17 protein-coding genes are annotated in these 24,916 nt (G+C 34.6%); 15 read left to right on the plus strand and 2 right to left on the minus strand.

All coding sequences use genetic code 11. The annotated features are described in order from the left end of the window. Positions 1-2: 2 nt before the first annotated feature. The 14 genes from BUC22_RS11635 (at position 3) to BUC22_RS11700 (ending at position 21,374) form a co-directional block, all read left to right on the plus strand. A complete protein-coding gene (locus tag BUC22_RS11635) occupies positions 3-2,135 on the plus strand; it encodes a CHAP domain-containing protein (RefSeq protein ID WP_073382951.1) in 2,133 nt (710 codons plus the stop codon). 11 nt (positions 2,136-2,146) lie between these two features. Then, positions 2,147-2,341 carry a conjugal transfer protein gene (locus BUC22_RS11640; RefSeq protein ID WP_073382954.1) on the plus strand — a complete coding sequence of 65 codons (195 nt, stop codon included), beginning with the start codon at positions 2,147-2,149 and terminating at the stop codon, positions 2,339-2,341. Between the two features lie 19 nt (positions 2,342-2,360). Then, on the plus strand, positions 2,361-3,902 hold the full coding sequence (locus tag BUC22_RS11645; RefSeq protein ID WP_073382956.1) for a CD1107 family mobile element protein: 1,542 nt from the start codon (positions 2,361-2,363) through the stop codon (positions 3,900-3,902). Between the two features lie 97 nt (positions 3,903-3,999). Next, positions 4,000-5,706: a DNA topoisomerase 3 gene (locus BUC22_RS11650; RefSeq protein ID WP_073382958.1), complete on the plus strand. Its 1,707-nt coding sequence runs from the start codon at positions 4,000-4,002 to the stop codon at positions 5,704-5,706. Positions 5,707-5,789: 83 nt separating this feature from the next. After that, positions 5,790-5,969, plus strand: coding sequence for an AbrB/MazE/SpoVT family DNA-binding domain-containing protein (locus tag BUC22_RS11655; protein ID WP_073382961.1), 180 nt, complete (start codon positions 5,790-5,792; stop codon positions 5,967-5,969). 28 nt (positions 5,970-5,997) lie between these two features. Further along, the gene (locus tag BUC22_RS22550) at positions 5,998-6,513 is read left to right on the plus strand and encodes a DUF1016 N-terminal domain-containing protein (protein ID WP_073382963.1); all 516 of its coding nucleotides are present in this window, start codon (positions 5,998-6,000) and stop codon (positions 6,511-6,513) included. A gap of 27 nt (positions 6,514-6,540) precedes the next feature. Further along, positions 6,541-7,044, plus strand: coding sequence for a PDDEXK nuclease domain-containing protein (locus tag BUC22_RS22555; protein WP_073382966.1), 504 nt, complete (start codon positions 6,541-6,543; stop codon positions 7,042-7,044). Positions 7,045-7,108: 64 nt separating this feature from the next. Continuing rightward, entirely contained in the window at positions 7,109-7,915 is an 807-nt protein-coding gene (locus BUC22_RS11670; RefSeq protein ID WP_073382968.1) for a class I SAM-dependent methyltransferase, read from the plus strand. A gap of 134 nt (positions 7,916-8,049) precedes the next feature. Beyond that, positions 8,050-16,773, plus strand: coding sequence for a helicase-related protein (locus BUC22_RS11675; RefSeq protein ID WP_073382970.1), 8,724 nt, complete (start codon positions 8,050-8,052; stop codon positions 16,771-16,773). 41 nt (positions 16,774-16,814) lie between these two features. Then, entirely contained in the window at positions 16,815-17,474 is a 660-nt protein-coding gene (locus BUC22_RS11680; RefSeq protein WP_073382973.1) for a DNA-binding protein, read from the plus strand. Positions 17,475-17,616: 142 nt separating this feature from the next. Next, complete coding sequence (locus tag BUC22_RS11685) at positions 17,617-18,558, plus strand: hypothetical protein (protein ID WP_073382974.1); 942 nt, start codon at positions 17,617-17,619, stop codon at positions 18,556-18,558. Beyond that, positions 18,545-18,787, plus strand: a complete 243-nt coding sequence (locus BUC22_RS11690) for a helix-turn-helix domain-containing protein (RefSeq protein WP_073382977.1) — start codon at positions 18,545-18,547, stop codon at positions 18,785-18,787. The genes BUC22_RS11685 and BUC22_RS11690 overlap by 14 nt, the downstream gene beginning before the upstream one ends. A 15-nt stretch (positions 18,788-18,802) precedes the next feature. Further along, on the plus strand, positions 18,803-21,076 hold the full coding sequence (locus tag BUC22_RS11695; RefSeq protein WP_073382978.1) for an ATP-binding cassette domain-containing protein: 2,274 nt from the start codon (positions 18,803-18,805) through the stop codon (positions 21,074-21,076). Next, positions 21,069-21,374 (plus strand): hypothetical protein, encoded by a 306-nt coding sequence (locus BUC22_RS11700; protein WP_073382981.1) that lies wholly within the window; start codon positions 21,069-21,071, stop codon positions 21,372-21,374. Before BUC22_RS11695 ends, BUC22_RS11700 begins: the two co-directional genes overlap by 8 nt. 22 nt (positions 21,375-21,396) lie before the next feature. Here the strand turns inward: BUC22_RS11700 and BUC22_RS11705 are convergent, their stop codons facing one another. Together BUC22_RS11705 and BUC22_RS11710 are read right to left on the minus strand one after the other, a co-directional pair. Then, positions 21,397-22,728, minus strand: a complete 1,332-nt coding sequence (locus tag BUC22_RS11705) for a relaxase/mobilization nuclease domain-containing protein (protein WP_073382983.1) — start codon at positions 22,726-22,728, stop codon at positions 21,397-21,399. Between the two features lie 5 nt (positions 22,729-22,733). Further along, the gene (locus BUC22_RS11710; protein WP_017767252.1) at positions 22,734-23,084 is read right to left on the minus strand and encodes a plasmid mobilization protein; all 351 of its coding nucleotides are present in this window, start codon (positions 23,082-23,084) and stop codon (positions 22,734-22,736) included. Positions 23,085-23,498: 414 nt separating this feature from the next. On the opposite strand from BUC22_RS11710, the gene BUC22_RS11715 reads away from it, so the two are divergent. Then, positions 23,499-24,776, plus strand: a complete 1,278-nt coding sequence (locus BUC22_RS11715; RefSeq protein ID WP_073382191.1) for an IS110 family RNA-guided transposase — start codon at positions 23,499-23,501, stop codon at positions 24,774-24,776. The last annotated feature ends 140 nt before the right edge of the window (positions 24,777-24,916 follow it).

The following is a 24,916-nucleotide window of genomic DNA, read 5'->3' on the forward strand; positions in this document are numbered from 1 at the left end:
CTATGGGAAAGAAGCCGAAAAAGGACTTTAAAGAAAGGTATAAGGCAAGTCTTGAAAGAGAAATGCTTAAAGCTGAAACAAGCTCCATACCCGAAGAAGGTAAGCTAAAGCATAACGATGATTATAGAGGGAAAATCGTTCATGACAAAGAAAGATTTCAGGATAAGGTTCATGAAAAGATAAGTAAGGTAAGCTCTGATAATGAGAAGATAGAGGGAACTTCCAAAAGAAATGCAAGGTATAGAGCTTCCGACAAAGGCAGTATAAATCAGATAAATAAAACAGAGAAAACTGACTATGATACTGAGGTTAAGAATGGGAAAGTGTATGATCCTTTAGGACAAGACCTTGATAATGACGGGATTATAGACAGATACGATAATGACTTTAGAGACAGCAACTATTTTGAATCGACCTATGATGTGGAGGATAATCTTTCCCATAAAGAAAAATCATTAGAAAATTCCTTTAAAAATCATAAGACTCAAAAAAGCAGGTACAAGAGGAAGAACTATTCTGAAAGCCTTTATACAAGGAAAAAGGACGATGCACCAAAGGGAAATAAGGCTGATGATAAAAAGGCGGGAAAAGATGCTGTCAGCGGAAAAGTTTATAGCAGCCTATCAAAAGACCAAAAGAAAAAGCTAAAAAAAGACATGGTAAAGGTATCTGCCCTTTCAGGACTTGCTAAAGGAAGTGAAACTGTAAGAGATTACTTGTCTCATGGAAGTGATGAAAATCAAGGAGTGGAAGCAGGAGAAAAGACAGCAGATACAAGCTCCAAGCTCATTCATGGCATAAAGAAGTACTCTGATAAGAAAAGAGCTAAAAGAGGCTATGACCTTACAAATAAGGACTATAAAATCAGAAAGCGTAAGTCAAAGTTGGAATTTCGTGATGCCAAAAAGGAACTGAAAAAGACGGATGAGTATAAAAGAGCAAGTGCATATAAAAGATTTCAAAAGAAAAATCAGGTAAAGGCAGCAATTTCTCGTGAGAATAAGTCAAGGCTTAGAGATCGAATTAAAGAGGGACTTATCGGAACACTGAAAAGCTCAAAGGATATGATTATCCGAAAAGCAAAAGGACTAATGCTTATTTTCATAGGTATCATTATCTTAGGGACTTTTGTGATTAACTTTGCAGGAACGGGAATGACAGGCTTTATGAACTCTACAAGCTCTGTGCTTACAACAAGCTATTTATCAAAGCCAAATGTCCTAAGTGAAATCAATCAGAAATTTTCAGATATGGAGGGTGAGCTTCAAAGTGAAGTTGACTATGTGAAAGAAAATTATCCTGGATATGATGAATATATCTTAAATAATACAGAATACATCGGTCATAATGTCCATGAGCTTTTATCCTACATTACATCAAGGTGCGGAGAGGTAAAGAGTGTATCGGAAGTAGAATCCATATTAAAAGAATTATTTGAGTCCATGTATGACCTTGAGTATAGGGAAGAAATTGAAATCAGATACAGGACGGTTACGGAAACCTATACCGATGAAGATGGCAATGAATATACCGAAAGCCACGAAGAACCTTATGAGTATAAAAAACTCATCGTAACGCTTCATAAAAAAGAGATGGACAGTATTATCCGAAAGGTCTTTGCAAACTATCCCGATAATCTAAAGCACTATGAAGCCTTGTTCCTTGCACAAGGCAATATGAGAGAAGCCTTTGGTAATTCTGACCTTATCAGTGCAAATGGAGGTATCGGCGGTGGAAAAGAGTATGAGGCATCTACGGAAGTACAAAAGAAGATTGTTAATGCTGCATACATTACGCCATCTCCGGGTGCAGGCTGGTGTGCCATGTGGGTATCACAGGTCTATCAAAATGCAGGACTTGGATATATAGGCGGGAATGCCTGTGATATGTACCGAAACTATACCTTTACATCAGACAGGTCAAAGCTAAAAGTGGGAATGATTGTGGCAGTTGAAAGCAGCAGTAGCGGAAGCAGTGCAGGGCTTACCTATGGTCATGTAGGTATTTACATTGGAGATGGAAAAGTGATTGATAACATCGGTCGAATAAGAGTAACTACCTTAGATGATTGGATAGCAACATTTTGTAAGCACCATCCCGTAGGATTCGGTTTTCCGCCAAATGTAAAGAAATAGGAGGTAACAATTTGAAAAAGGAACTTACAACAGTAAAAAACAGAATAAAGAAGTTAAAGGATAAAAAGGCTCTGATTGATGAAGAATTGGAGCCTTTATTCATTCGTGAAGAAGAGCTTGAAAATGAAGAAATCATTGCCATTTGCAGAAAGAACAACATCACAATCAGTGATTTGATGGCAAAGGTAAATAGAGAAAAAGCATAACTGAAAAAGGAGAGGACAAATGAAAACCAGTTTGAAAAAGAATAATAAATTTTGGACAGTAGCACTTGCAGTAATTGTAAGTATTAGCTGTATTTTAGGTCTTTGGACGGTTGTTTATGCCAAGGAGCAAAAGTCGGAAGCTCCTACCAAAAATGAAGCTGTTCAAACGGAAGTTGAAGTAAATGTAAAGTATATCTTTGAAGATGAAAAGGTCTTTAAGGAAGAAAAGATAAAGGCTGAGAAAGGACAGCTTCTCGATAATGGAGATCTTCCAATGCTCCCTGATGATATGAAATTTATTGATGAATTTCTATTTTATGAGGTAAAGGGAGATGGAAAAGATGAGATTATCCGTAAGGTAGCAAAGACTGAGGTTAAGGATAAAGAAACTAAGACGGAAGAAAAGCCAAAGCAGGATGAAAGCACACAGACGGAAGATAAAAAGACTGAAGATAAGGGAACACAGACGGAGCTTTCTAAAGATGATATTTCCAAAATGGAAAAAGAGGCTAAGGAGCTTCAGGAAAAATTTGATAAGTTAAATTGTGAGCTTAAAGACAAGGATAAGTTGAGTGATAAGCAGAAAGAAAAAATCAAAGACCTTGAGGATGAGATTGAAAGTTTGAAAGAAAAAATGAAGAAAGATAAGGGAAATAAAGACTTATCAGAAGATATGAAAAAGGAAATGGATAAGCTGAATGAAAAGGTCAAAGAGCTTGAGAAAAAGAAAGAAGTAAGTAGTACGCCTTCAACATCTCACTCGATTACGCCGATTAGTCCTATTTCCGGAATTAAAACAAGTTCGGGCATTTCTCCTCAAACACCACAGAGTTCCGGTAAAGGCTCATCTGATACAGTAAGTTCAAGCAATACCACAAAAGATACAGGTAAAACAGAAGCAAAGGAGAAAGAAAAGGAAGTTCGCTATCCAAATAAATTGACAGCAAAAGCTCCTGCTAATAACAGCAGTCAGGATTCATCTATGGACGGTACAAGTAAGAGTGTAAATACCAATAAGGGTGTGGCTTCCGCACCGTCAAAGGCAAGAGCTTCCGTTACGGAGAATAAGGATAATGCAAATAAGGACTACCCGATCCATCATGGAGATAGCAGCGATAACAAAGAAACGAATATGTATTCAGCAGATGCAAGGCAGTTTATTACCTTTCAGACTAAAAATGGTAAGACTTTTCATCTCATCATCAACCACGATGAGGATAGTGAGAATGTAATGCTTTTAACAGAAGTATCTGAAGATGACCTACTTAACATGGTGGAGAAAAAAGAAGCACCAAAGCAGGAAGTAGTAAAAGAAGAACCTGTTAAGGAAGAAGTAAAGCCTGAGAAAAAAGAAGAAAAGAGTAATTTAGGAGCATATATTATTCTTTTACTTGTTGTAGGCGGAGCATTGGGAGCAGGATACTACTTTAAGGTTGTAAAAAAGAAAGAAGATAAGGAGCTTGAAGCCTTAGAGGAAGAAGATGATGATTTCTTTTCTGAAGCTGAAAGCGAAGAAGAAACAAATGATGTAGATGAAGTAGAGGATGAAGATGAGCAGTAATGCTGCACCAAAAAAATACAGTATTTGGTGCAAAATCAAGGGCGGGAGAATAAAATCTTTCGCCCTCTTATATTGAAAAACAGGAGGAAGTACAGAAATGAAATTAGTTATTGCAGAAAAGCCAAGTGTTGCAATCTCCATTACAAAGGTTATTGGAGCAAATAAAAAGAAAGATGGATATTATGAAGGAAATGGATATAGGGTTTCTTGGTGTGTTGGTCATTTAATTCAGATGGCAAATCCGGATGCTTACGATGAAAAGTATGCCAAGTGGAATATGGCTGATTTACCGATTATCCCCAAGGACTATAAGTATGAAGTGGCAAAGTCAACCAAGAAGCAGTTTAACATCCTTAAAAAGCTGATGAACGACAAAGAGGTTGATACAGTTATCAATGCGTGCGACTCAGGTAGAGAAGGAGAGAGTATTTTTAGACTTGTATATAATCAGGCAAATTGCAAAAAGAAGATGAAACGCCTTTGGATTTCATCTATGGAAGATAGTGCCATTAAAGAGGGATTTGATCATCTAAAAGACGGAAAGGACTATGAAAATCTCTTTGAATCGGCACAGGCAAGAGCCATTGCGGATTGGTTAGTCGGAATGAATATAAGTAGGCTCTATTCTTGCTTGTATAAGCAAAATTACAGTGTTGGCAGAGTACAAACACCGACTCTTGCTATGATCGTAAAAAGAGATGATGAGATAGCAAACTTTAAAAAGGAAAAATACTATACGGTAGAGCTTTCTATGAACGGATTTACATTATCGACAGATAGGATTGATGATGAGGTTGCTGCCGAACAGCTAACCAATTTAGTGGGAGATAAGATTGAAATCACAGATGTCATTCAAAAAGAAAAAATCACTAAGCCTGATTTACCTTTTGACCTTACAACACTTCAAAGGGAGTGCAATAAATATTTTGGATATAGTGCCAAGCAGACGCTTGATTATGCTCAAAGTCTATATGAGAAAAAGCTCATCACTTACCCAAGAACGGATAGCAGATGTTTAACAGAAGATATGATTGTGAGTACGGTCAATAATATTTTAGGAAAGAACGACTTTGATACAGAGCGTATCAAGACGGTGTTTAACTCAAAAAAGGTTACAGATCATCATGCGATTATCCCGACAGTAAGCTCGCTGAGTGAAGATTTATCAGGTTTTCCTGAGAGTGAAGCAAAGGTATATAGGCTTATTTCTAATAAGCTTCACGCAAGTGTGGGCTATCCATTAGTGGAAAACACAACAAAGATTGTAGCTGTATTTGACGGTTTTGAATTTACAAGTTCAGGAAAAGTAATTAAAGATGAGGGGTTTACAAAATATATTAAAGAGTATAAGTCCAAGAAGAATGAGGATGCAGAGTTTCCTGATGTAAGTGTTGATGATGTTTTGAGCATTGAAAATAAAGAGATTAAAGAAAAATATACCCAACCTCCGAAACACTTTACTGAAGATACGCTCTTAAAGTCTATGGAGATTGCAGGAAATGATGCCTTAGAAAAAGGTGTAGAAGTGGAAAGAAAAGGTCTTGGCACTCCGGCAACAAGAGCAGGGGTCATAGAAAACCTAATTTACAAAGGCTTTATTGAAAGAGATAAGAAAAATCTTATAGCCACTCATAAAGGAATTAGCCTTGTAACGATTGTAGCGGATAGCTTTAAGTCGGCAGAAACGACAGCGAAGTGGGAAATGGAATTATCGGATATTGCTCAGGGAAAATCTTCAAAGGAAGAATTTTTGAAAGATATTGAAAATGAGATAAAAGAGGTTGTTCTGACATATACAAAGTAAGAGGCAACTAATCTCAGAGTGGAAAAAATGTCCTAAAAGTGCTATAATCTTTTGTAGGAAAAGTAGGGCGAAAGGAAGTAAGTATGAAAGATATATTTATGGATACTGCAAAAGTTATGGCAAAAGGACAGGTTACTATCCCAAAAAGGATAAGAGAACTTTTGAATTTAGAAAATGGAGATTATGTTACTTTTGTAGTCAATAAAGATAGAGTTGAAATTCAAAATTCCAATGTTTTGATTGAAGAAAACATTAAAAAATAACGGCACATTTTTAGAGGTAGGTGAAACAATGAATAAGGATAAGGTGGCATTGCAGAATACAGATATTGGAAAAGATAATCATCTGTTTGAGGATATTGTTAAGATTGTTGAAAGTGCAAAGGATCGTGCTTATAAAAAAGTCAATGAAGAACTGATTTTGATGTATCAGGAAGTGGGAAAATACATTAGTGAAAAAACTAAGGAGGCATCTTATGGCTCCGGTTTCGTTGATAATGTAGCTGAATTTTTCTCAACTAATTATCCTGAATTAAAAGGTTTTAACCGCAGAGGTCTTTACAGAATGAAGCAATTTTATGAGCTGTATAAGGACGATGAAAAAGTGTCACCACTGGTGACACAATTGAGCTGGACTAATCACTTGAAAATAATGTCAGCTTCTAAAAGCCAAGAAGAGAGAAGATTTTATATTGAATTAGCAATAAAAGAAAGATATTCAAAGCGTGAATTGGAAAGACAGATGGATAGCGGATATTATGAACGCTATATGCTTTCAAATGGTAATAATTTACCTACTATACAATGAGTAAAACGGGAAACACATAATTTATTTATGGATAGCTATGTATTGGAATTTCTTGATACTCCCAAGATTGGAAATGAAAGAGAATTCCAGAAATCAATTCTTGAAAATCTGAAGAACTTTATCTTAGAAATTGGAAAAGATTTTTCCTTTATAGGTAATGAATATAGGGTACAGGTTGGCAATCATGATTACTATATTGACTTGTTGTTTTATCATAGAGGTTTGTCCTGCTTAGTAGCCTTTGAACTTAAAATTGGAGAGTTTAAGCCGGAATATATCGGAAAAATGAACCTGTATTTAGAAGCATTGGATAGAGAAGTAAAGAAACAAACTGAAAATCCAAGCGTGGGAGTAATCCTTTGTGCTTCAAAAGATGATGAGGTAGTAGAATTTGCATTAAGTAGAAGTCTTTCGCCTACAATGGTATCGGAGTATACATTAAAACTTATTGATAAGAGTCTGTTGCAAAGAAAGCTGAAAGAGTATACAGAAATTGCAGAGGAAAAAGTAGAAGCAAATGAGGAAAAATGAAAAAGGAATACTATAGGAGAAGCTTTGATTTGCAGGCAATTAAGATGAAGAAAGGAGTGAAATGATGAGTGTTGAAAGCATGCTAAATGGTGTGGAAGATACCCTGTATATCCCGCTTGTAGGAAGAATATATGCAACAAAAAAGTTCCCTGAATTTTTCTATGATGAAAAGGCTTTATCCTTAGAGTCACATATACCGACAGACAGCATAGACAAAAACAGCAATGAATATTTTTATATGGCGAGTGTTTGTAGACAAAAGACAATAGATGAAAAGATAATAAGTTTTCTTAAAGATAATCCTGATGGAAATGTAGTGTTTTTAGGTGCAGGCTTAGAAACTGCTTATCATCGCATAGGAAATAAAACTGCCAACTTTTATCAAGTAGATTTGCCGAGTGTTATCGAAATTAGAAAAAGAGTGCTTGGAAATGGCAATAACGAAAATCTTATTTCAGGTGATATGTTCAGGCTTGATTGGATTAAAGAAATAGATACAATACTTCCAACACTGATTTCTGTTTCGGGTGTTTATCAGTATTTTGATGAGTCTAAAATTATAGAGATGATTAAAAAGATGAAAGCTCAAATTCCTAATGGAGAATTAGTCTTTGATGCTACAAATTCTAAAGGGTTAAAACTTGCCAACAAATATGTGAAGAAAACGGGAAATACAAATGCACAAATGTATTTTAGTGTAGATAACCCAAAGGAATTTGCAAAGTATACGAACACCAAGCTTTTAGAAGTAGATGGATTTTTCCAAAAGGCATTAAAGGATTGTCATGGATTAAAGTTAAGTACAAAAATATATATGTATTTTGCAGATAGATGGAACAGGACACTGGTTATACATTTAAGATTTAATTGATAGAATTTTCTATATATTTAACAGGAACATATTAAACTTAATTTAAATAGCAGTAAGTTGCAATACACAGAATTTAGAGGTGATTAGAGTAAAATCTAACACCTTTTTTGTTTGTAAAAAAGAAGGAGGTAAAAATGCGAATAAATGATTTTCATAACATTTTAGAGCTAATAAAACAAGATGTGCTTCATAGTGAAGCAGAATATCTGAAGCTCCTAAAGGTTGTAGGAAACAATCAAAGGTATGACTTTAGAAGTCAATTAAGTATCTATGATAGAAATCCTGAAGCGACAGCCTGTGCCAAGTTCGACTACTGGAGGGAACGCTTTAACCGAACAGTTATGCGAGGGCAGAAAGGTATCCCAATTTTAGAGGACTACGGCACATACAAAAAAGTGGACTATATCTTTGATATAAGCCAGACAGTTTCAAAAAACAGGGATGTCAACGAGGTCAATCTTTGGAGATTTTATAAAGAAGCCCATCAAGATGTCTTAAAGGAAATGATAAAAAGCGAGGGCTATGAGGAAAGTGAAAGCACACTTGAAAACATCTTTTCTTTAAGCAGACTCTACGGAGATGAAAAAATAGATACCTTAATGAATGAACTTAGAGTAGCGGATGAGGATAGAATATCATTTACCAAGTTTGTAAGGGACTCGGTAAGCTATGCGGTAGCTTCAAGATTTAAGTTAGATTATCCGATGGATAACGAACTTTTAAGAGAAAATTTTCAAAGACTTGATAGTATATCTCTTATGAGTCTTGGTGAAACCGTATCGGATATTAGTGGGAATATTATTGATGAAACCATTCAGAAAAGTAAAGAGCTTGATAAAGAGGTTTTAAGAGGTAAAGAAGCAGAATATAATAAGATTAGAGAAGAAATTGAGGAGGTAGAAGAAAATGTACTTCGACGAGATGATCAGAAAAGAAATGAAAACGAGCGAGTTCTCCGAAATGGAGAGTACGGACGAGATAATAGAGAAAATCAGGGAGAATACGCTAAACAGCTTGGAGGAACAGGCGGACTTCATGAAAGAATTCCCGAATCCGACTTACGCAGTGATGAGGCTGGATTATCTTTCACAGAGCGAGGAGCAGAGCCACTTCGAGATGCTTTTGGATCTATACAAGGAGAAGAAGCTGACAGGACACCTGATGGATATTCAGAAACAAGCGATAGAGTTTATGAGAACAGAGAAGCCGAAGCTGATGGCAGCTTGGAAGATAGAGGGCGAGAACAATCCGCAGTATGGGGCGATGATTTCAGCACTAAAGGAAGTGACCATCAAGGAAGTAGTGGAAATCTAAAAGAACATACTGAGGAAGAGATAAGAGAAGCTGAAAATGCTTCTTTTTCTTTACCTAAAAATACCTATGGACAGATAAGGCTTACCATTCCATTAACTCAGAGGGATATAGATACCGTCCTTATTAACGGAGGAAACCATGATGGTGGTAGACTTCCTATCATTGCTGAGTTTTCCAAAGGAAAGAGCAATGAAGAATTAGGAGAATACTTCAAAGATACCTTTAAGGGTGGAAACGGACTATATATTGATGAAAGAGAGGTATCTTCCTGGTATTCGGATAAAGGCATTCATTTAGCGTATGGGACTTCGGCAAGAGAAGATGATACGCAAATTTTAAGCTGGAATGATGCAGCAAGTAAAATAAACGGGCTTCTTAATAGCGGTGAGTTTGCCACAAATGTAGAACTTTCTGAAGCATATGATTATGAAAGGGACAGAATTTCAGAGTCATTATGGTATCTATACCATGATTTAAGCGAAGAAGGAAAAGCACAGGGTTATTTTGATTTTATAGAAAGAGGTGGTGGCTTTCCGGAAGAAACGAAAAGACTATCTGAGGCATTAAAAAATCCTGAATACCTAAAGGACACAATTAAAGAATACAGTAGGTTCTTAGCAGGCTACAAAGAAAACAGAGGTGTACTAAGATTTCATTATCACAAGGTAGATAGCCTTTATCAGAAATTACAAGAACTTGAGCTACCACGAAAGGAATATAGCACCAATTTGACAGAACTTCCTAAAGTAAAGCCATTTATTACAGATGACGAAGTTCTTGCTACCCTGTCAAGAGGAAGCGGAATAGATAAGGGAAAAGAGCGAATTACAAAATTTTTCAAAGAAAACCATACACTTCAAGAAAAAGCAAATTTCTTAAAAGATGAGTATGGCATAGGTGGAAGCTCTCATGCTGTTTCAGGTGCAATGGGAAGCGATGAATGGCACGATGCTAAGGGACTTAAATTGCAAAAGAAAGATTGCAGTGATGTATTTCTTACTTGGTCAAGCGTGGCAAAGCATATTGATGAGCTGCTTTCTAAAAATCTTTATCTTGAGGAAAAGAAAATAGAAAGTAAGGTAGAGATAGAAGAAGCAAAAGAAACACAATATTATTCTAAAGATGATCCTGAAAACTTAATTACCGATGAAATGCTTGAAAGAGTGCCTGAGCTTTATGCACAGGAAGATGTATCTTTAGCGGATAAAGAGGTTCATGCTGCATATATCATTCCGTTTAGAAGTAATTGGACTTGGTATATGACAGAATACGATAGGGAAAGTGGAGATGCCTTTGGACTTGTACTTGGTATTGAACCTGAATGGGGATATTTCAATCTTGAAGAATTGAAAGAACTAAATGCTCAAAGGCTTATTTTAGAAGATTTCCCAAAAACCTTTAGAGAGCTTAAGGACACAGAACTTATTAAGCAGATGGATGAGCAGGAGCTTCAATCAGTCTTTAACGGAGAACTTAGTTTTGAAGAAGAAACAAAGCTTGAAGTACCTGAAGAAGTAGAAGAAAGAATAGCTGCAACACCTGTTCAGGGAACACTATTTGATTACCTCAAAGAAAGAGAAGAAGTAGAGCTTAATGAAAAAGAGGAAAGCCTTGCAGATGAATTTGCAGTTAAAACAGGCGATACCGTATATTTCAACCATGAAGAATACACTGTAAGGGAGATTTCTAAAAACCAAATCACAAGAAGAAATGATTTATGGATTGATCCGGCAAGAAGTGGAAATCATCAAATCCCTATTGTAGCCTTTACGGATAATGAAGATTTATTAAGACAAGTAAGCCCTGAAAGACCTGCGTTTATCGTTGGAGATGAAGTTAAATATAAGGATAAAAACTATACCATCACACGCTTTGATGATATGGGAAATAACCTAAAGACAATAACAGTCAAGGACAATACCGAATATCTTGGTGGTATGATAACAGGCTCCGATGTAATCCCTTATCGTCTTGAAAGCGACCTTGATAGGCTATTTGAAAATCTGACCTATACGAAACATGAAAAGACTATTGAGGAAGTAGAAGTAAAGAAAACTGAGGCTCATAACTTTAAAATCACAGAAGAAACACTTCCTGAAAAGTTATCTCCAAGTGAGAGATTAAACAATAATTTTGAAGCAATCTCTATGTTAAATAGAATTGAAAGAGGTGAGAGAGATTTAGATATTAACGCTCAGGAAGTCCTTTCAAAGTATGTCGGTTGGGGTGGACTTGCTGATGTATTTGACGAAAGTAAAGAGGGACAATGGGAAGTTGCAAGAAGTTTCTTAAAGGAAAATTTATCACCATCTGAATATGAAGCTGCAAGAGAGTCTACCCTAACAGCTTTTTACACACCGAAAACAGTGATTGACAGCGTATATAAGACACTTGCGGGTATGGGATTTAAGAGCGGTAATATCTTAGAGCCAAGTATGGGAGTTGGAAACTTTATCGGTAATCTTCCCGATGAAATGAGTAAGTCAAAGTTTTATGGTGTGGAGCTTGACTCGGTAAGCGGTCGCATAGGAAAACTCTTATACCCTGAAAGTGAAGTGCAGATTAAAGGGTTTGAAGAAACGAGCTTTTCCAATAACTTCTTCGATGCTGTGATTGGAAATGTGCCGTTTGGCGAGTATAAGGTAAATGACAGAGAGTATAACAAAAATAACTTCTTGATCCATGATTATTTCTTTGCGAAATCCATTGATAAAGTCAGAAATGGCGGTGTTATCGCCTTTATCACATCTTCAGGCACAATGGATAAAAAGGACGAGAGTGTCAGACGCTACATTGCAGCAAGGGCGGAGTTTTTAGGAGCCATCAGACTTCCAAACGATACCTTTAAGGGCGTTGCAGGAACAGAAGTAACATCGGACATTATTTTCCTAAAGAAAAGGGACAGTATCAGAGAAAGAGATGAGGACTGGATACATCTATCTGAAGATGAAAAGGGACTTGTATATAACAAATATTTTGTAGATCATCCTGAGCAGGTACTCGGCACAATGCGTGAAGTTTCAGGAAGATTTGGAAACACACTTGCGTGCCTGCCGAAAGAAAATGCCGACTTAAAAGAGCTTCTGACAAAAGCAAGTGAAGAAATATCCAAAGGATCAACTTATGAAGAAATAGAGCTTTTAGATGATGAAATCACTTCAATTCCTGCAACGGATGATGTCAAGAACTTTTCATATACCGTTATTGATGATGAGGTTTATTACAGAGAAAACTCACTTTTCGTAAAGAAAGAAGTAACGGATAAGAATAAGGAAAAGATTAAGGACTATCTTGAACTGAATACTGCCCTTAAAGATGTTATCTACAAGCAGAAAGAGGACTATTCCGATGATGAGGTAAAGAAAGCTCAAGAAAAGCTCAATGAAGTCTATGACAACTTTTCAAAGAAGCATGGCTTTATAAATAATTTAAGCAATACCAGAGCCTTAAAAGAAGATAGTAACTTTCCGCTTGTATCTTCCATAGAAATCCTTGATGAAGAAGAAAACTTTAAGGCTAAGGGAGATATTTTTTCAAAAAGAACAATCACAAAGGCAAAGACAATCGACCATGTAGACACTTCCCTTGAAGCTCTTGTTTTATCGGTATCTGAAAAAGGATATGTGGATTTTGAGTATATGGGAAGCCTTACAGATAAAGACAGACCGACTTTGATAGAAGAACTTAGAGGAGAAATCTATCTAAACATCAGAGAAGAACAAAACTTTTATAGACCATTATCTTTTAACATTGAAGATGGAGATCTACCTTTTGCTTGTGCAAACGGCAGTAATTCATATAAGTACGGCTATGTAACAAAGGATGAGTATCTAAGCGGAAATATCAGGGACAAGATTGCCATAGTAGATAGCTATCTATCAAAGCTCAGACAGACCGAAAGAGAGCTGCCTCATCTTGGATATGAAGAAAACGGAAAAGAAAAAGAACTTATAAGCTATGAAATGAACCGATTGGAATACCAAAAGGCAGAGCTTACAAAAGTTTTACCAAAGGAGCTTGAAGCAAGTGAAATCAATGTAAGGCTTGGTGCTACTTGGATACCAATAAAAGATATTGAAAAGTTTATCTTTGAAACACTGAAAACGCCGGGCTGGGCAAGATGGGATATTAAGGTTAAATTTTCAAATCTTACAAGCGAATGGAATATTGAGGGAAAAAGCAAAGACAGAGGAAATGACCTTGCTGAAATGACTTATGGTACATCAAGGGTAAATGCCTATAAGCTGATTGAAGATGCCTTAAACCTGAAAGAAACAAAGGTATTTGACCAGATTATAAATCCTGACGGCTCTAAAACTTCTGTCTTAAATAAAAAAGAAACCATGCTTGCAGGACAAAAACAAGAGCTTCTAAAAGAAGAATTTAAGAACTGGATATTTAATGATCAGGAAAGAAGAAACCGTCTTGTAAAACTGTATAACGAGCGTTTTAACTCCATCCGTAATAGAGAATATGATGGAAGCAATCTTTCTTTTGAGGGAATGAATACGGAGATTGATTTAAGACCTCATCAAAGAAATGCCATAGCAAGAAGTCTTTATGGAGGAAATACCTTGCTTGCCCATGTAGTAGGCAGTGGAAAGACCTTTGAAATGGTGGCTTCTGCAATGGAAAGTAAAAGGCTTGGAATGTGCAGTAAGTCCTTGTTTGTTGTACCAAATCACTTAACAGGACAAATCGGTCGTGAGTTTATGCAGCTATATCCATCAGCGAATATTATGGTGGCTGATAAAAAAGATTTTGAGCCGAAAAACAGAAAGAGATTTATAGGCAAGATTGCCACAGGGGAATACGATGCGGTTGTTATCGGACATACGCAGTTTGAAAAAATTCCGATGTCAAAAGAATATCAGGAGAAGCACATCCAAGATCAGATTGATGAAATCGTAAACTATGTAGAAGAATACAAGCATGACAGAAACCAAAACTTTACAGTAAAACAGCTTGAAAAGACAAAGAAAAAACTGGAAACAAGGCTTGAGAAATTAAATGATGATTTTAAGAAAGACGATGTGATTACCTTTGAGGAATTAGGCGTTGATAAACTCTTTGTGGACGAAGCTCATAGTTTTAAGAATTTGTACCTTCATACCAAAATGCGTAATGTAGCGGGAATCGGACAAAGTGAAGCCTTTAAATCCTCCGATATGTTTATGAAATGCCGATACATGGATGAAATGACAGGTGGGAAAGGTGTGGTCTTTGCTACAGGAACACCTGTAAGTAACTCTATGACAGAGCTTTATACCATGCAAAGGTATCTTCAGTATGAGAGCCTAAAGAAAAAACATTTAGAGCATTTTGATGCTTGGGCTTCCACTTTTGGAGAAACACAAAGCTCTTTTGAACTATCTCCTGAAGGAACAGGATATAGGGTGAAAACAAGATTTTCAAAGTTCTATAACTTGCCTGAGCTTATGAGTATGTTTAAGGAAGTAGCAGATATTCAGACTGCGGATATGCTTAATCTTCCTACACCTGAAGTTAACTATGAGGTTATTAAAACAGAGCCTTCTGAAGAACAAAAGGAAATCCTAAAGAGCCTTTCTGAAAGAGCAGATGATGTCAGAAATAGGGTTGTAGAACCAGATGTTGATAATATGCTAAAGATTACCAATGACGGTAAGAAACTTGCCTTAGATCAGCGTTTAATCAATCCTTTGCTTCCTGATAATCCTGAAAGTAAGGTTAATGTATGCGTAAAAAATGTATTTGCTATTTGGGATAAGACAAAAGATAACAGGTCAACACAGCTACTTTTCTCCGATATGTCTACACCAAAAGGAGATGGAGAATTTAACATCTATGATGACATTAGAGAAAAACTCGTAGCAATGGGAATACCGAAAGAAGAGATTGCCTTTATCCATGAAGCGAATTCAGATAAGCAAAAGGATGAACTCTTTGCAAAGGTAAGAAAAGGCGAAGTTCGTATCTTAATGGGTTCAACGCAGAAAATGGGAGCCGGAACGAATGTGCAAAACAAGCTGATTGCTTTGCATGACCTTGATGTTCCATGGCGTCCTGCTGACTTAGAGCAAAGAGCAGGGAGAATTGTAAGACAGGGAAATGAAAATGAGAAGGTAAATATCTATCGTTATGTTACGGAGAATACCTTTGATGCCTACCTTTGGCAGGCGATAGAAAATAAACAGAAATTCATTTCTCAGATTATGACCAGTAAGACTCCCGTCAGAGTTGCAGAAGATGTGGACGAAAGCTCCCTTAACTATGCAGAGATTAAAGCTCTTGCCACAGGTGATCCAAAGATTAAAGAGAAGATGGACTTAGACAATGAGGTTACAAAACTAAAAATGCTTGAAGCGAACTATAAGTCTAACCGTTACAGATTAGAGGATAAGGTGGCGAAAAATTATCCTGAAGAAATCGCAAGAACGGAAAAGCTCATAGAAGCTGTCAAGAAAGACATATCTGATGTAGAGCCTAAAGCGGAAGGCGAGGAAAAGTTTACTTCCATTACCATTGCAGGAGAAAAAATTACCGATAAGAAATTAGCCGGAGAAAGACTACTTGAAGCTATTTCAAAGGTTAAAATCAATGAAAGCAAGGTTATAGGAAAGTATAGAAATATGGATTTAGAGGTAAGCTATAACTTCTTTACCAATGAGCATAACTTTAGCCTAAACGGTGCTGCAAAGCATTCAGGAGAGCTTGGAACAAGTGCGGATGGTAACATTACAAGACTGGATAATGCTCTTGAGAAAATGCCTGAAAAATTAAACAGGCTTGAAGAAAAACTTATCAGCGCAAAGGAACAACTTGAAAATGCCAAAGAAGAACTCAAAAAGCCTTTTGAAAAAGCAGATGAGCTAAAATCAAAAGTGCTTCGCTTGGCAGAGTTAAATAAGCTCCTTGATATGGGAGAAGTGGAAGAAAAGAGAAATGATAATCCGCTTGTAGAAGATGTAAAAAGAGCAATCATTGACTTCTGCAACAGAGAGTACGAAGAAAATCACAGCTATGATGAATTTAATACCTTGTATCCTGACTTGAAGCATATCGGTATCGCCTATACCAATACACCGGATGAAAGGCATGGTATTCAATTTGAGTTAAACCTTGAGGAATATACAGCTACTCAATATGTAAATGATGTGGCGGTAAGCCATTATGATTATGTAAAAGAAAATGGTAGCGTTGAAAAAGCTCTTGATGTTATGAAGTTTGAAATGGAAAATGGAGAGTTTAATACCTTTGTTTCGGTAGATGAAGAAGAATTAAAGCAGGCTATGGGACTTGATATTGACGATGAAGGCAACTTCTATGATCCGCTTTCTAAAGACCTCGATAATGACGGTATTTCTGATAGATATGACAATGACTTTAAGGACAGTGATTATTTTGAGTCAACCTATGATGTGGAGGATAACCTGCATACCAAAGAGGAAGTTACACAGAAAACAGAGGATAAGCCGTCTATTTTAGATCAGATAAGAGCCTATCAAAATGAAAGCAAAACAGAAGAAAAACAAACAACAAAAGAACAAGAATATGTACGATAAGGGAGGGAAACCTCCCTTTTACCATGAAAGGAGATAAAAACATGGATTACAAAACAATAAGAAATCAGATAGAAGATATTGTAAGTGATAACCACAAGGACTTTGTTAAGGCGGTTATCAGCATGGAAAAAGGTATCAACGATGAAAGTGCTTTAGATAAGCTCTATGAGGCTTATATGGACAATGACAGCCTTAATTTACTGCATGAGGAATTTGATTACATGATTGAGGATTTAAGAGAACAGGGACAGGTAAAAGACTTGCCATATGTTCAAGAAGAGAAAGACAATCTTGTAAATATCGTGGGCAATATTGTAGGTATGGTAGATGTAGTTGAAAGGGAAAATAAGAACGGAGAAGCCTTTAAGGTGGCAAATTTCTCTGTTGTTTCTAAAGATGATGATGGAAATAAGGTGTATCATAATTGCTCCGCATACGGAGAAAAGAGCGATATTCCAAAGGATTTTAAGCAGGGAGATTTTGTTAAGTTCTTTGGACAAATCAGAACTTCCATTGATGATAACGGTAAGGAGCACAGCAATGTAAGGATACTTTCTTCAAAGATCTTAAAGGCAAAAGAACAAATGAAAGGACAGGAAGAAAAGAAAGAATCTGTGCTTGGAGCTATCAAAAAGTATCAGGCTGAAGATAAGGAAAAGCCTAAAGAAAAGAAAGAAGCTTCCAAAGAAGCTGAGAGATAAATTTATGGTCGGTGTGGTCTTAGGACTGCACCAACTCTTTTTTTTATTTGCAAGAGTTCGAATAAAGAGAATATATTTATGAAAAAAGTATATTTTGTGATATAATATACTAAATATAGTTTTCTTGAAGGGAGGTTGTTGAATGAAAAAATTTGATAATGAAAAATATCAAATATTAGCAAAAGATTTAATGGGGGATATTTTTTATTCGGAGACATCTAATCGAAATAAAATTGCTACCATTCGCCAGTATGCAGAAGTGATAGTGAGAAAAATTTTAGACATTGACCCAAGTCAAAAGATGACGATTGGTGCGAATGAAATATCTAAAAAAATTGATACTCTTAAAAATAGTAAGTTTTTAAAAGAAGCGTTAGAGAATATTAAACAGGATGGTAATAAATTTACACATACTGAGTATTTAGGAGAGGTTACATCTAATGAATTTGATATAATTGTTGATAAGCTTTTGGATATGCTTTCTTTTATGCTTATTAATTATTTTGAAACTTATAAATTTGGATCAAGAAGTGATGTTTTACGGTCATTTTCATTGTTACCTCCAATAGTGCGATACAAGGTGTTAATATTTTTATATAACAAATATCCCAATAACATTCATGTTATTGATAGATTGGCATTAGCTATTGTTAAAGCATTTGATAAAGAAGAAGCAATCAGATGGATTGAAGAAGAAAAAAACAACTTGATTAATTTAGACACAATGTCAGATAAAGTGTTTGCTGAGATTGCAAAAAATAAAGGGATAGAAATCGCAGAATTTATTAGATTTAGTTCACCTTATAAAAATATGTATGAGTTGTGTATTGATAAAATTATGAAAATCGGAAATGAAATAGATTCGAAAGGTCATTTATATATTGATTTTGAAAGTGCATTGCCGTATTACAAGCAATATGGAATTATAGATGAGGATAGTGAAGAAATAAAAGAATTTAATGATATTATGGATTTTTTATATCTTGGAAGAAGAATAAAATTAGACGATTTTATTAAACTAAAAGAGCCATATGTGGTTCTAAATGCAATTATAGAGGATGATAATATAAATGAGGGTATTTAGCTATAAAAGACTGTTCAAAAAACTCATTGATTTAGAGATGACAAACAATGAGCTGATGAAAAAAGCGAAGGTAAGTAAAAGTACATTTTATAAAATGAAGAATGGGCAAAATGTAACTACAGATGTTTTACTTAGGATTTGCAATGCTTTAGATTGTGATATTGATAAAATAGTGGAGTGCATTAAGATACAAAGTGAGTTTGATACAGAAAATAATGATGATATTTAGGAAAGGAAAATATATATGAAATTTGATTTACATATCCATTCCATTGCTAGTAAATATAAAGAGAGTGATGGCATTGTGGATAATTCTACCATAGATAATGCAGAAGTTTTATTAAACAAGTTAGATGAAAATGAAGTCGGATTATTTTCTATCACAGACCACAACAGATTTAATGTTGAGTTATATAATAAATTAGACAGTGAAATAAAAACTGGAAAGTATGAGAATGTAAAAGGTATTGTTGCAGGTGTTGAATTTGATGTTCAAATAGATAGTGATATGGGGAAATGCCATATTATTACAATTTTTGATGCAAAAAACAAAGAGGATAATTATAAAAAAATAAAAGAATGTATTGATGAAAATAAACTAGAGAAGAAAGAAGATTATTATACAAGAGATAAATTCGAGTCTATTCTAAAAAAAATTGGTCTTGATGTGATATTGATTGCCTGTCAAAGAAACAGTTTAGATAAACATGACGGTAAACATAATTCATTGAGCGAATCAACTAAGGATTCAGAGGGTTTAATTATGACTGGATATATAAATGCTTTAGAGTTTCAAAGACCGAATGTAGAAGGTATTTTAAAAAATAATTTGAGAGGTATTCCTGTAAATCTTGGTTTAGTAATGGGGAGTGATTGCCATGATTGGAACGAGTATCCAAATCACGACAAGAAAAACGGAAATAATCAATTCGCTCATTCTCGTGCTAAAATTTTACCAACATTCAAAGGATTATTGATGGCTATTACATCTCCTGAGACCAGAATAAATCAACAAAATAGTAAAAATTTAAACTATATTGAAGAATTCAAAATAGGAGAAGATAAAGTTAAACTTGTAAATGGAATAAATGCAATAATTGGAGAAAATGGCTCAGGAAAATCCACATTGCTAAACCTTTTGAATAATAAAGTTAGTACACCGAAGTATGTAAAAAATCTAGTTGAAATCAATCAATTATATTGTGAAAATAAATATTCAGCAAAAAAACTATTTATCGGGCAAGGAGAAATTGTTCAGATGTTTGCTAATAGCACACTATTCCCAAAAGATAACTTTTTACAGGTTTCACATGATTCTTTTAGGGATGCTTATTCTAATTATGCCGAAGATATATTATCATACATCAAAAAAAATATAAAAAAAGAAGAAGCAATAAATGGATTAAGAAAAAATTATTTAGAGTATAGTGAATTAAACAATATAGCTACATACTTTATTCAAATTGAATGTGATAAAGATTTTTCTAATATAGATAATATTCATAATACACCCAAAAAAGAGCTATCAAGTATTATAGATAAATTAGAAACAGTATTGGGTAAAGAGTATTTTAAAACATATGCAACTAAAATTAAGAAAGCTATTGAGCTATTAAAGTCAATATTTGATGAGATAGATAAAAATTACAATATTATAGAAATGGAAGAAAAGTTAAAGAATATTATAGCTTCGGAGCTTTCAACATATAATTTGAAAATAGAAGAAGCAGCTTCAACTCAAGAAAGGGATCAAAGAGATTATAGCTTAAGGAAAGCTGATTTTATTGCAAATATTATTGAGGCAATAAAGAAAGATAATGAAGAAATAGAATTTCCTCAAAAGCCCAATATATTTGAGGGATGTAGCAAAAAACCTAGTTGTGGATTCAGTTTTAATTCAGAATCTAACTATAACGGAAAGGATGTACATGACGAATTTTTATCTAAGATGTTTAACCAAAATTATGCTGACATAGAAAAATTAAAGACGATAAAAGATACGGAAACCTTAATAGCGGCGATAACTGGTTGTACATCGTATGATCAGCTAGAAACCAACTATAGTAACAATTTAAATAAATTTTTGAGTAAGATGTGTGAATGTAAAAATTATATTGTAGATATATCTAATGAAGAGAAATCTTTGGGAAGTACTTTAGGAGAACAATCTTTGGCATATTTTAAATATATAACGGAATTTGAAAAAGAAAAATGTATTTTTTTAGTAGATCAACCAGAAGATCATATTTCAAATAATAATATTAGTAAAAAGCTCATAAAGTATTTAAACTCGATTAGAAATAAGAAACAAGTAATTATTGTCACCCATAATCCGTTACTGGTAGTGAATCAGGATGTTGAGCAAGTGATTTATGTTGAAAAAAATAATAATAAAATAAATATAACTTCAGGTTGTTTGGAATTTGAAGACGATAGCGTTAATATGCTAGAACTTATTGCAGAAAACATGGATGGTGGAAAAGATTCTATTGAAAAGAGGTTAAAAGTATATGGATAAAAAAATAAAAATTGAAATGAATGAAAATAAAGATATTGTAATTAGCGTTAATAATGATGAAATAATTACGATAAAAAAAGACAACCGAAAAATCCAAGCAAATGAAATTTTTGAACTTTTAAGTTATTCAAATGGTGATAATTTTTCGTTTGAGATAGTGAATGAAAAAGAATATGACGTTCCTGTTTTGCAGTTTTTTTATGAATTGCTAGTTGAAATTGTAAATAAATTAAATATAGAAGAAACTACAGGCGACGAAATTGATTTCAATCTGTCAGAAAGTGAATGCCCTTTTTAACGTATAGAGAGATGAATAAATGTCATCTCTCCATCTCCTTACCCATATAAATTCCGTAATTTTTTCGTATCTTGTAAAACTCGTCCATAGTAGATTTTGAGGAAGAATACTCTTGCATTAGGGTATTCTTTTTTTCTTGTAATTTATCAAGCTCAGCTAAAATATCCTTCGAATTTGGCAGCTTGGAATAGGATTTTTTAAGCTCTGAAAGAGCATTTTCATAGAGAGTAATGTGAGCTTTGTACTCTTCAAAAAATGCCTTGTCAGATGGATTAGCCTTATATTCCTTGTAGTATTGCCTGTATTTTTTAACGGTATGAACTTGCTCCATAGCGGCAGAAAGCTCCTGCATTTCCTTATCAATAACCTTGATTTTATCCTGTAAATTTTGTCTTTCATCGGCTGCTTTTTGGATGTACTCGTCAAGCTGCTTAACGGATTTAATACCATGTTCTCTGATATATATAACAGACTCAGCCATTGTATTAAGGTTATGTTTGGTTGCCCAATATTCATAGCCTTTGCTTTCTTTTACTTTCACATTGGTATTCATGTCAATAACATTGCCAATGCGTTTTTTGACGGCAGGGGTTTTAATAGACGATATTTCTGCAATGCGCTCTTTTAACCTTTCTTCAGTATAATCTTCTCCGATGGTTTTAGCCCTTGTAAATCTCGCTTTATCTTTTGGCTTAAAAGCAATGTGCTTGCCGTACTTGATTTCATAGCCAAGTTCAGCCATTTTCTTTAGAAATTCATTCCAATCCTTAGACTGCTTTATCATTCTGTCAATGTCAAATTGGAGCCTGCTTTTCCAAGAAGTGCCACGCTTTGCCTGTTCGTTTTCATACCAAGACTTACCGTTAGTCCTATACTTCTTCTTATAGCTTTCGTAGAACTCGTCAATGACGGATAAGCTGTTTTCTTTGCATAGCTTATCGCTGTGATACCTGATTTTATGATAGCTTTTTTTATTAGACTGGTAACATCTACCCGTTACCATATTTACATTATTAAAGATGATGTGATTGTGAATATGCCCCTTATCTATGTGGGTAGACAAGACAAATTCGTATTCGTCTTTGAGTATCTTTTTACACAGCTCCATACCGATTTGGTGAGCCATTTCAGGATTTGTTTCTCCCGGTAAAAAGGATTGAATGAGATGTCTTGCAAGAACGGTTCCTTTTGTTCCTGCATCGTTTCGTGTCCTTAAAAATTGTGTATGGGCAGTTTCTTGATGGCATTTATGAGTGCTGATTAAAAGCTGCTCGTCTGTTTTATCTCCATTTACAATGTACTCGATTGCAAGATTAAGAGTCGATTTTATTGGATGTATTTTTGTAATAGCCATAAAAACTAATCACCTCCGGAAGTCCTGTTAAGCAGCAGTGAATGAATTTGCCATAGCTCTTTTGAGAAATGTTCAATTTGTTTTTTCATATCATTTATATCATCCTTATAGATTACACCTGTCGAATTTACTCGTTTTGCAATCTGGTTGATGTTGTTTGTAGCATTGGAAAGTAAGCCTTGTAAATCTCGGAAAGGTTCTAAATCTACTTGATAAATCTCCTTTTCCAAAACGCATTTGCGGATAAAATGGCTCATGTTTCTGCACTTTGAAAGTTTTCTTTTCTCCTCAAAAAGAGCCTTTTCTTCTTTTGTTAGTTTAATTTCAAGTCTTTCGTTTCGTACTCTATTTACCATAGGTAGTTCCTCCTTTGAATGTATTTCGGGGTCTTAGGGTTCCCCCTAACAAGCTAAAAATTGATAAAAAAAGAAGCAGATCCCGAAGGGCTGCTTCATCAATTTTTTCGTAAGTGTCCGTACACTTACTGTGCTTGCTCATATACTAATAGTATAAGAACAGCTTTAAGCATAGTTCTTAAAAATGAACCTAATCATCTATGATAAAATTATAGATATTAGGGATGAAATGGGATTGTTTTATGTGCTTGCTGGGTTTCCAATCTAGGAATTACTCATTTAATAGACTCCACCCTCATTCCATTGCCTTTCATCTTTTCGGTTGGTTAGGTTCATTTATTGATTACCTGTATAACTCGTGAGCCTGTTGTGGTTTTGGATTAACAGGGCATCCCAAATTATAGGAGGTATATTATGTCAGAAAAAATTGTTGTAGGAATTGATGTGAGTAAGGTTTTCAGTGATATCTGTATTCTATCAACCAATAATGACATCATCAAAAGACTTAAAATTTCTAATGATATTAATGGTATGAAGTCGCTCATATATGTACTTGAAAAGGTAGAAGATGAGTACGAAGACAGAGCAGTAATTATCATGGAAGCTACTGCACACTATCATCAAATTTTAGCTAATTTTTTTCGTAAGCATAATTACGAAGTCATTGTAATTAATCCGATTCAAAGTGGAGCATTGAAAAATATCAATATCCGAAAAATTAAATCAGATAAAACAGATGCATATAATATAGCGTTACTATATCGTATTAAGAATTACAACGAAACAATTACACACTCAGATACCGTTAACAGTATCAAAAAGCTTTGCAGACAGCATAAAGAATTGACTGATGAAATTGTGGAACATATCAACCGATTAATCGCTTTTTTAGATATTTCCTTTCCCGATTTCAAGAAAGTATTTACGGATTTGCAAGGGAAAACACCTTTGTCTTTGCTTGAAAAATATCCTACTATACAAGAAGTATTATCTCCTGAAAATAAGCAAGATATTATTCAACTGATAAAAGAAAATTCACATAAAAGCAGCTCCTATGCCGAAGCAAAATATGAAAAACTATTGAAAGCTGCTAAAAAATCTATTGAAGTTTGTATAGTAAACCTTAGTTCAGCAGTACTTATTCAAACAACTGTAAAGGTTATTTTCAGTTTACAGGAAGCTTTGAAAGCAATCGATGATGAGATCAAAAGACTATCTCTTTTAGATGAAAAGTTTCATAAAGAAATAGTGTTTTTACAAAGTATTCCAGGCGTTGGAGAGTATACAGCATGTGTTGTTTTATCAGAGCTTGGAGATATATCCAATTTCTCGAAACCGAAAGAATTAGTTGCCTTCTTTGGATTGGATCCAGGAGTATCCCAAAGTGGAACATACAATAGGAAAAACAATAAAATCTCTAAAAGAGGATCACCTAATGTTCGCTCAATTCTCCATATGCTGGCAAAATCTAATGTGTATCCAAATCGCAACCGAGAGTATTTAAATCCTGTTATGCGAGCTTATTTCGAAAAGAAAATAGCTGAAAAACCATACAAAGTTGTAATGTGTGCAATTATGCGAAAGATGGTTCAAATTATTTTTGCTGTTCTCAGAAACCAAAAATCATTTGAGTTAAGAACACCCGAAGAACATCAAAAACTAATTCGAGAAAAAAGTAAGCTAGTCGCATAAACTATTAAAAGTGTTGCCTCAAAAAAAGAAAGTGTATGAGGCTTATTTGCTATGCACATTTTTAAGTTTTGTGACTTAAAAATTTTTTAAAAAATTTTTAAAAATAACTATTGACTTCCTTAGTTGGTCTACAAAAGAAT

The organism is Eubacterium callanderi, from assembly GCF_900142645.1.
GTDB classification, from domain to species: domain Bacteria; phylum Bacillota; class Clostridia; order Eubacteriales; family Eubacteriaceae; genus Eubacterium; species Eubacterium callanderi.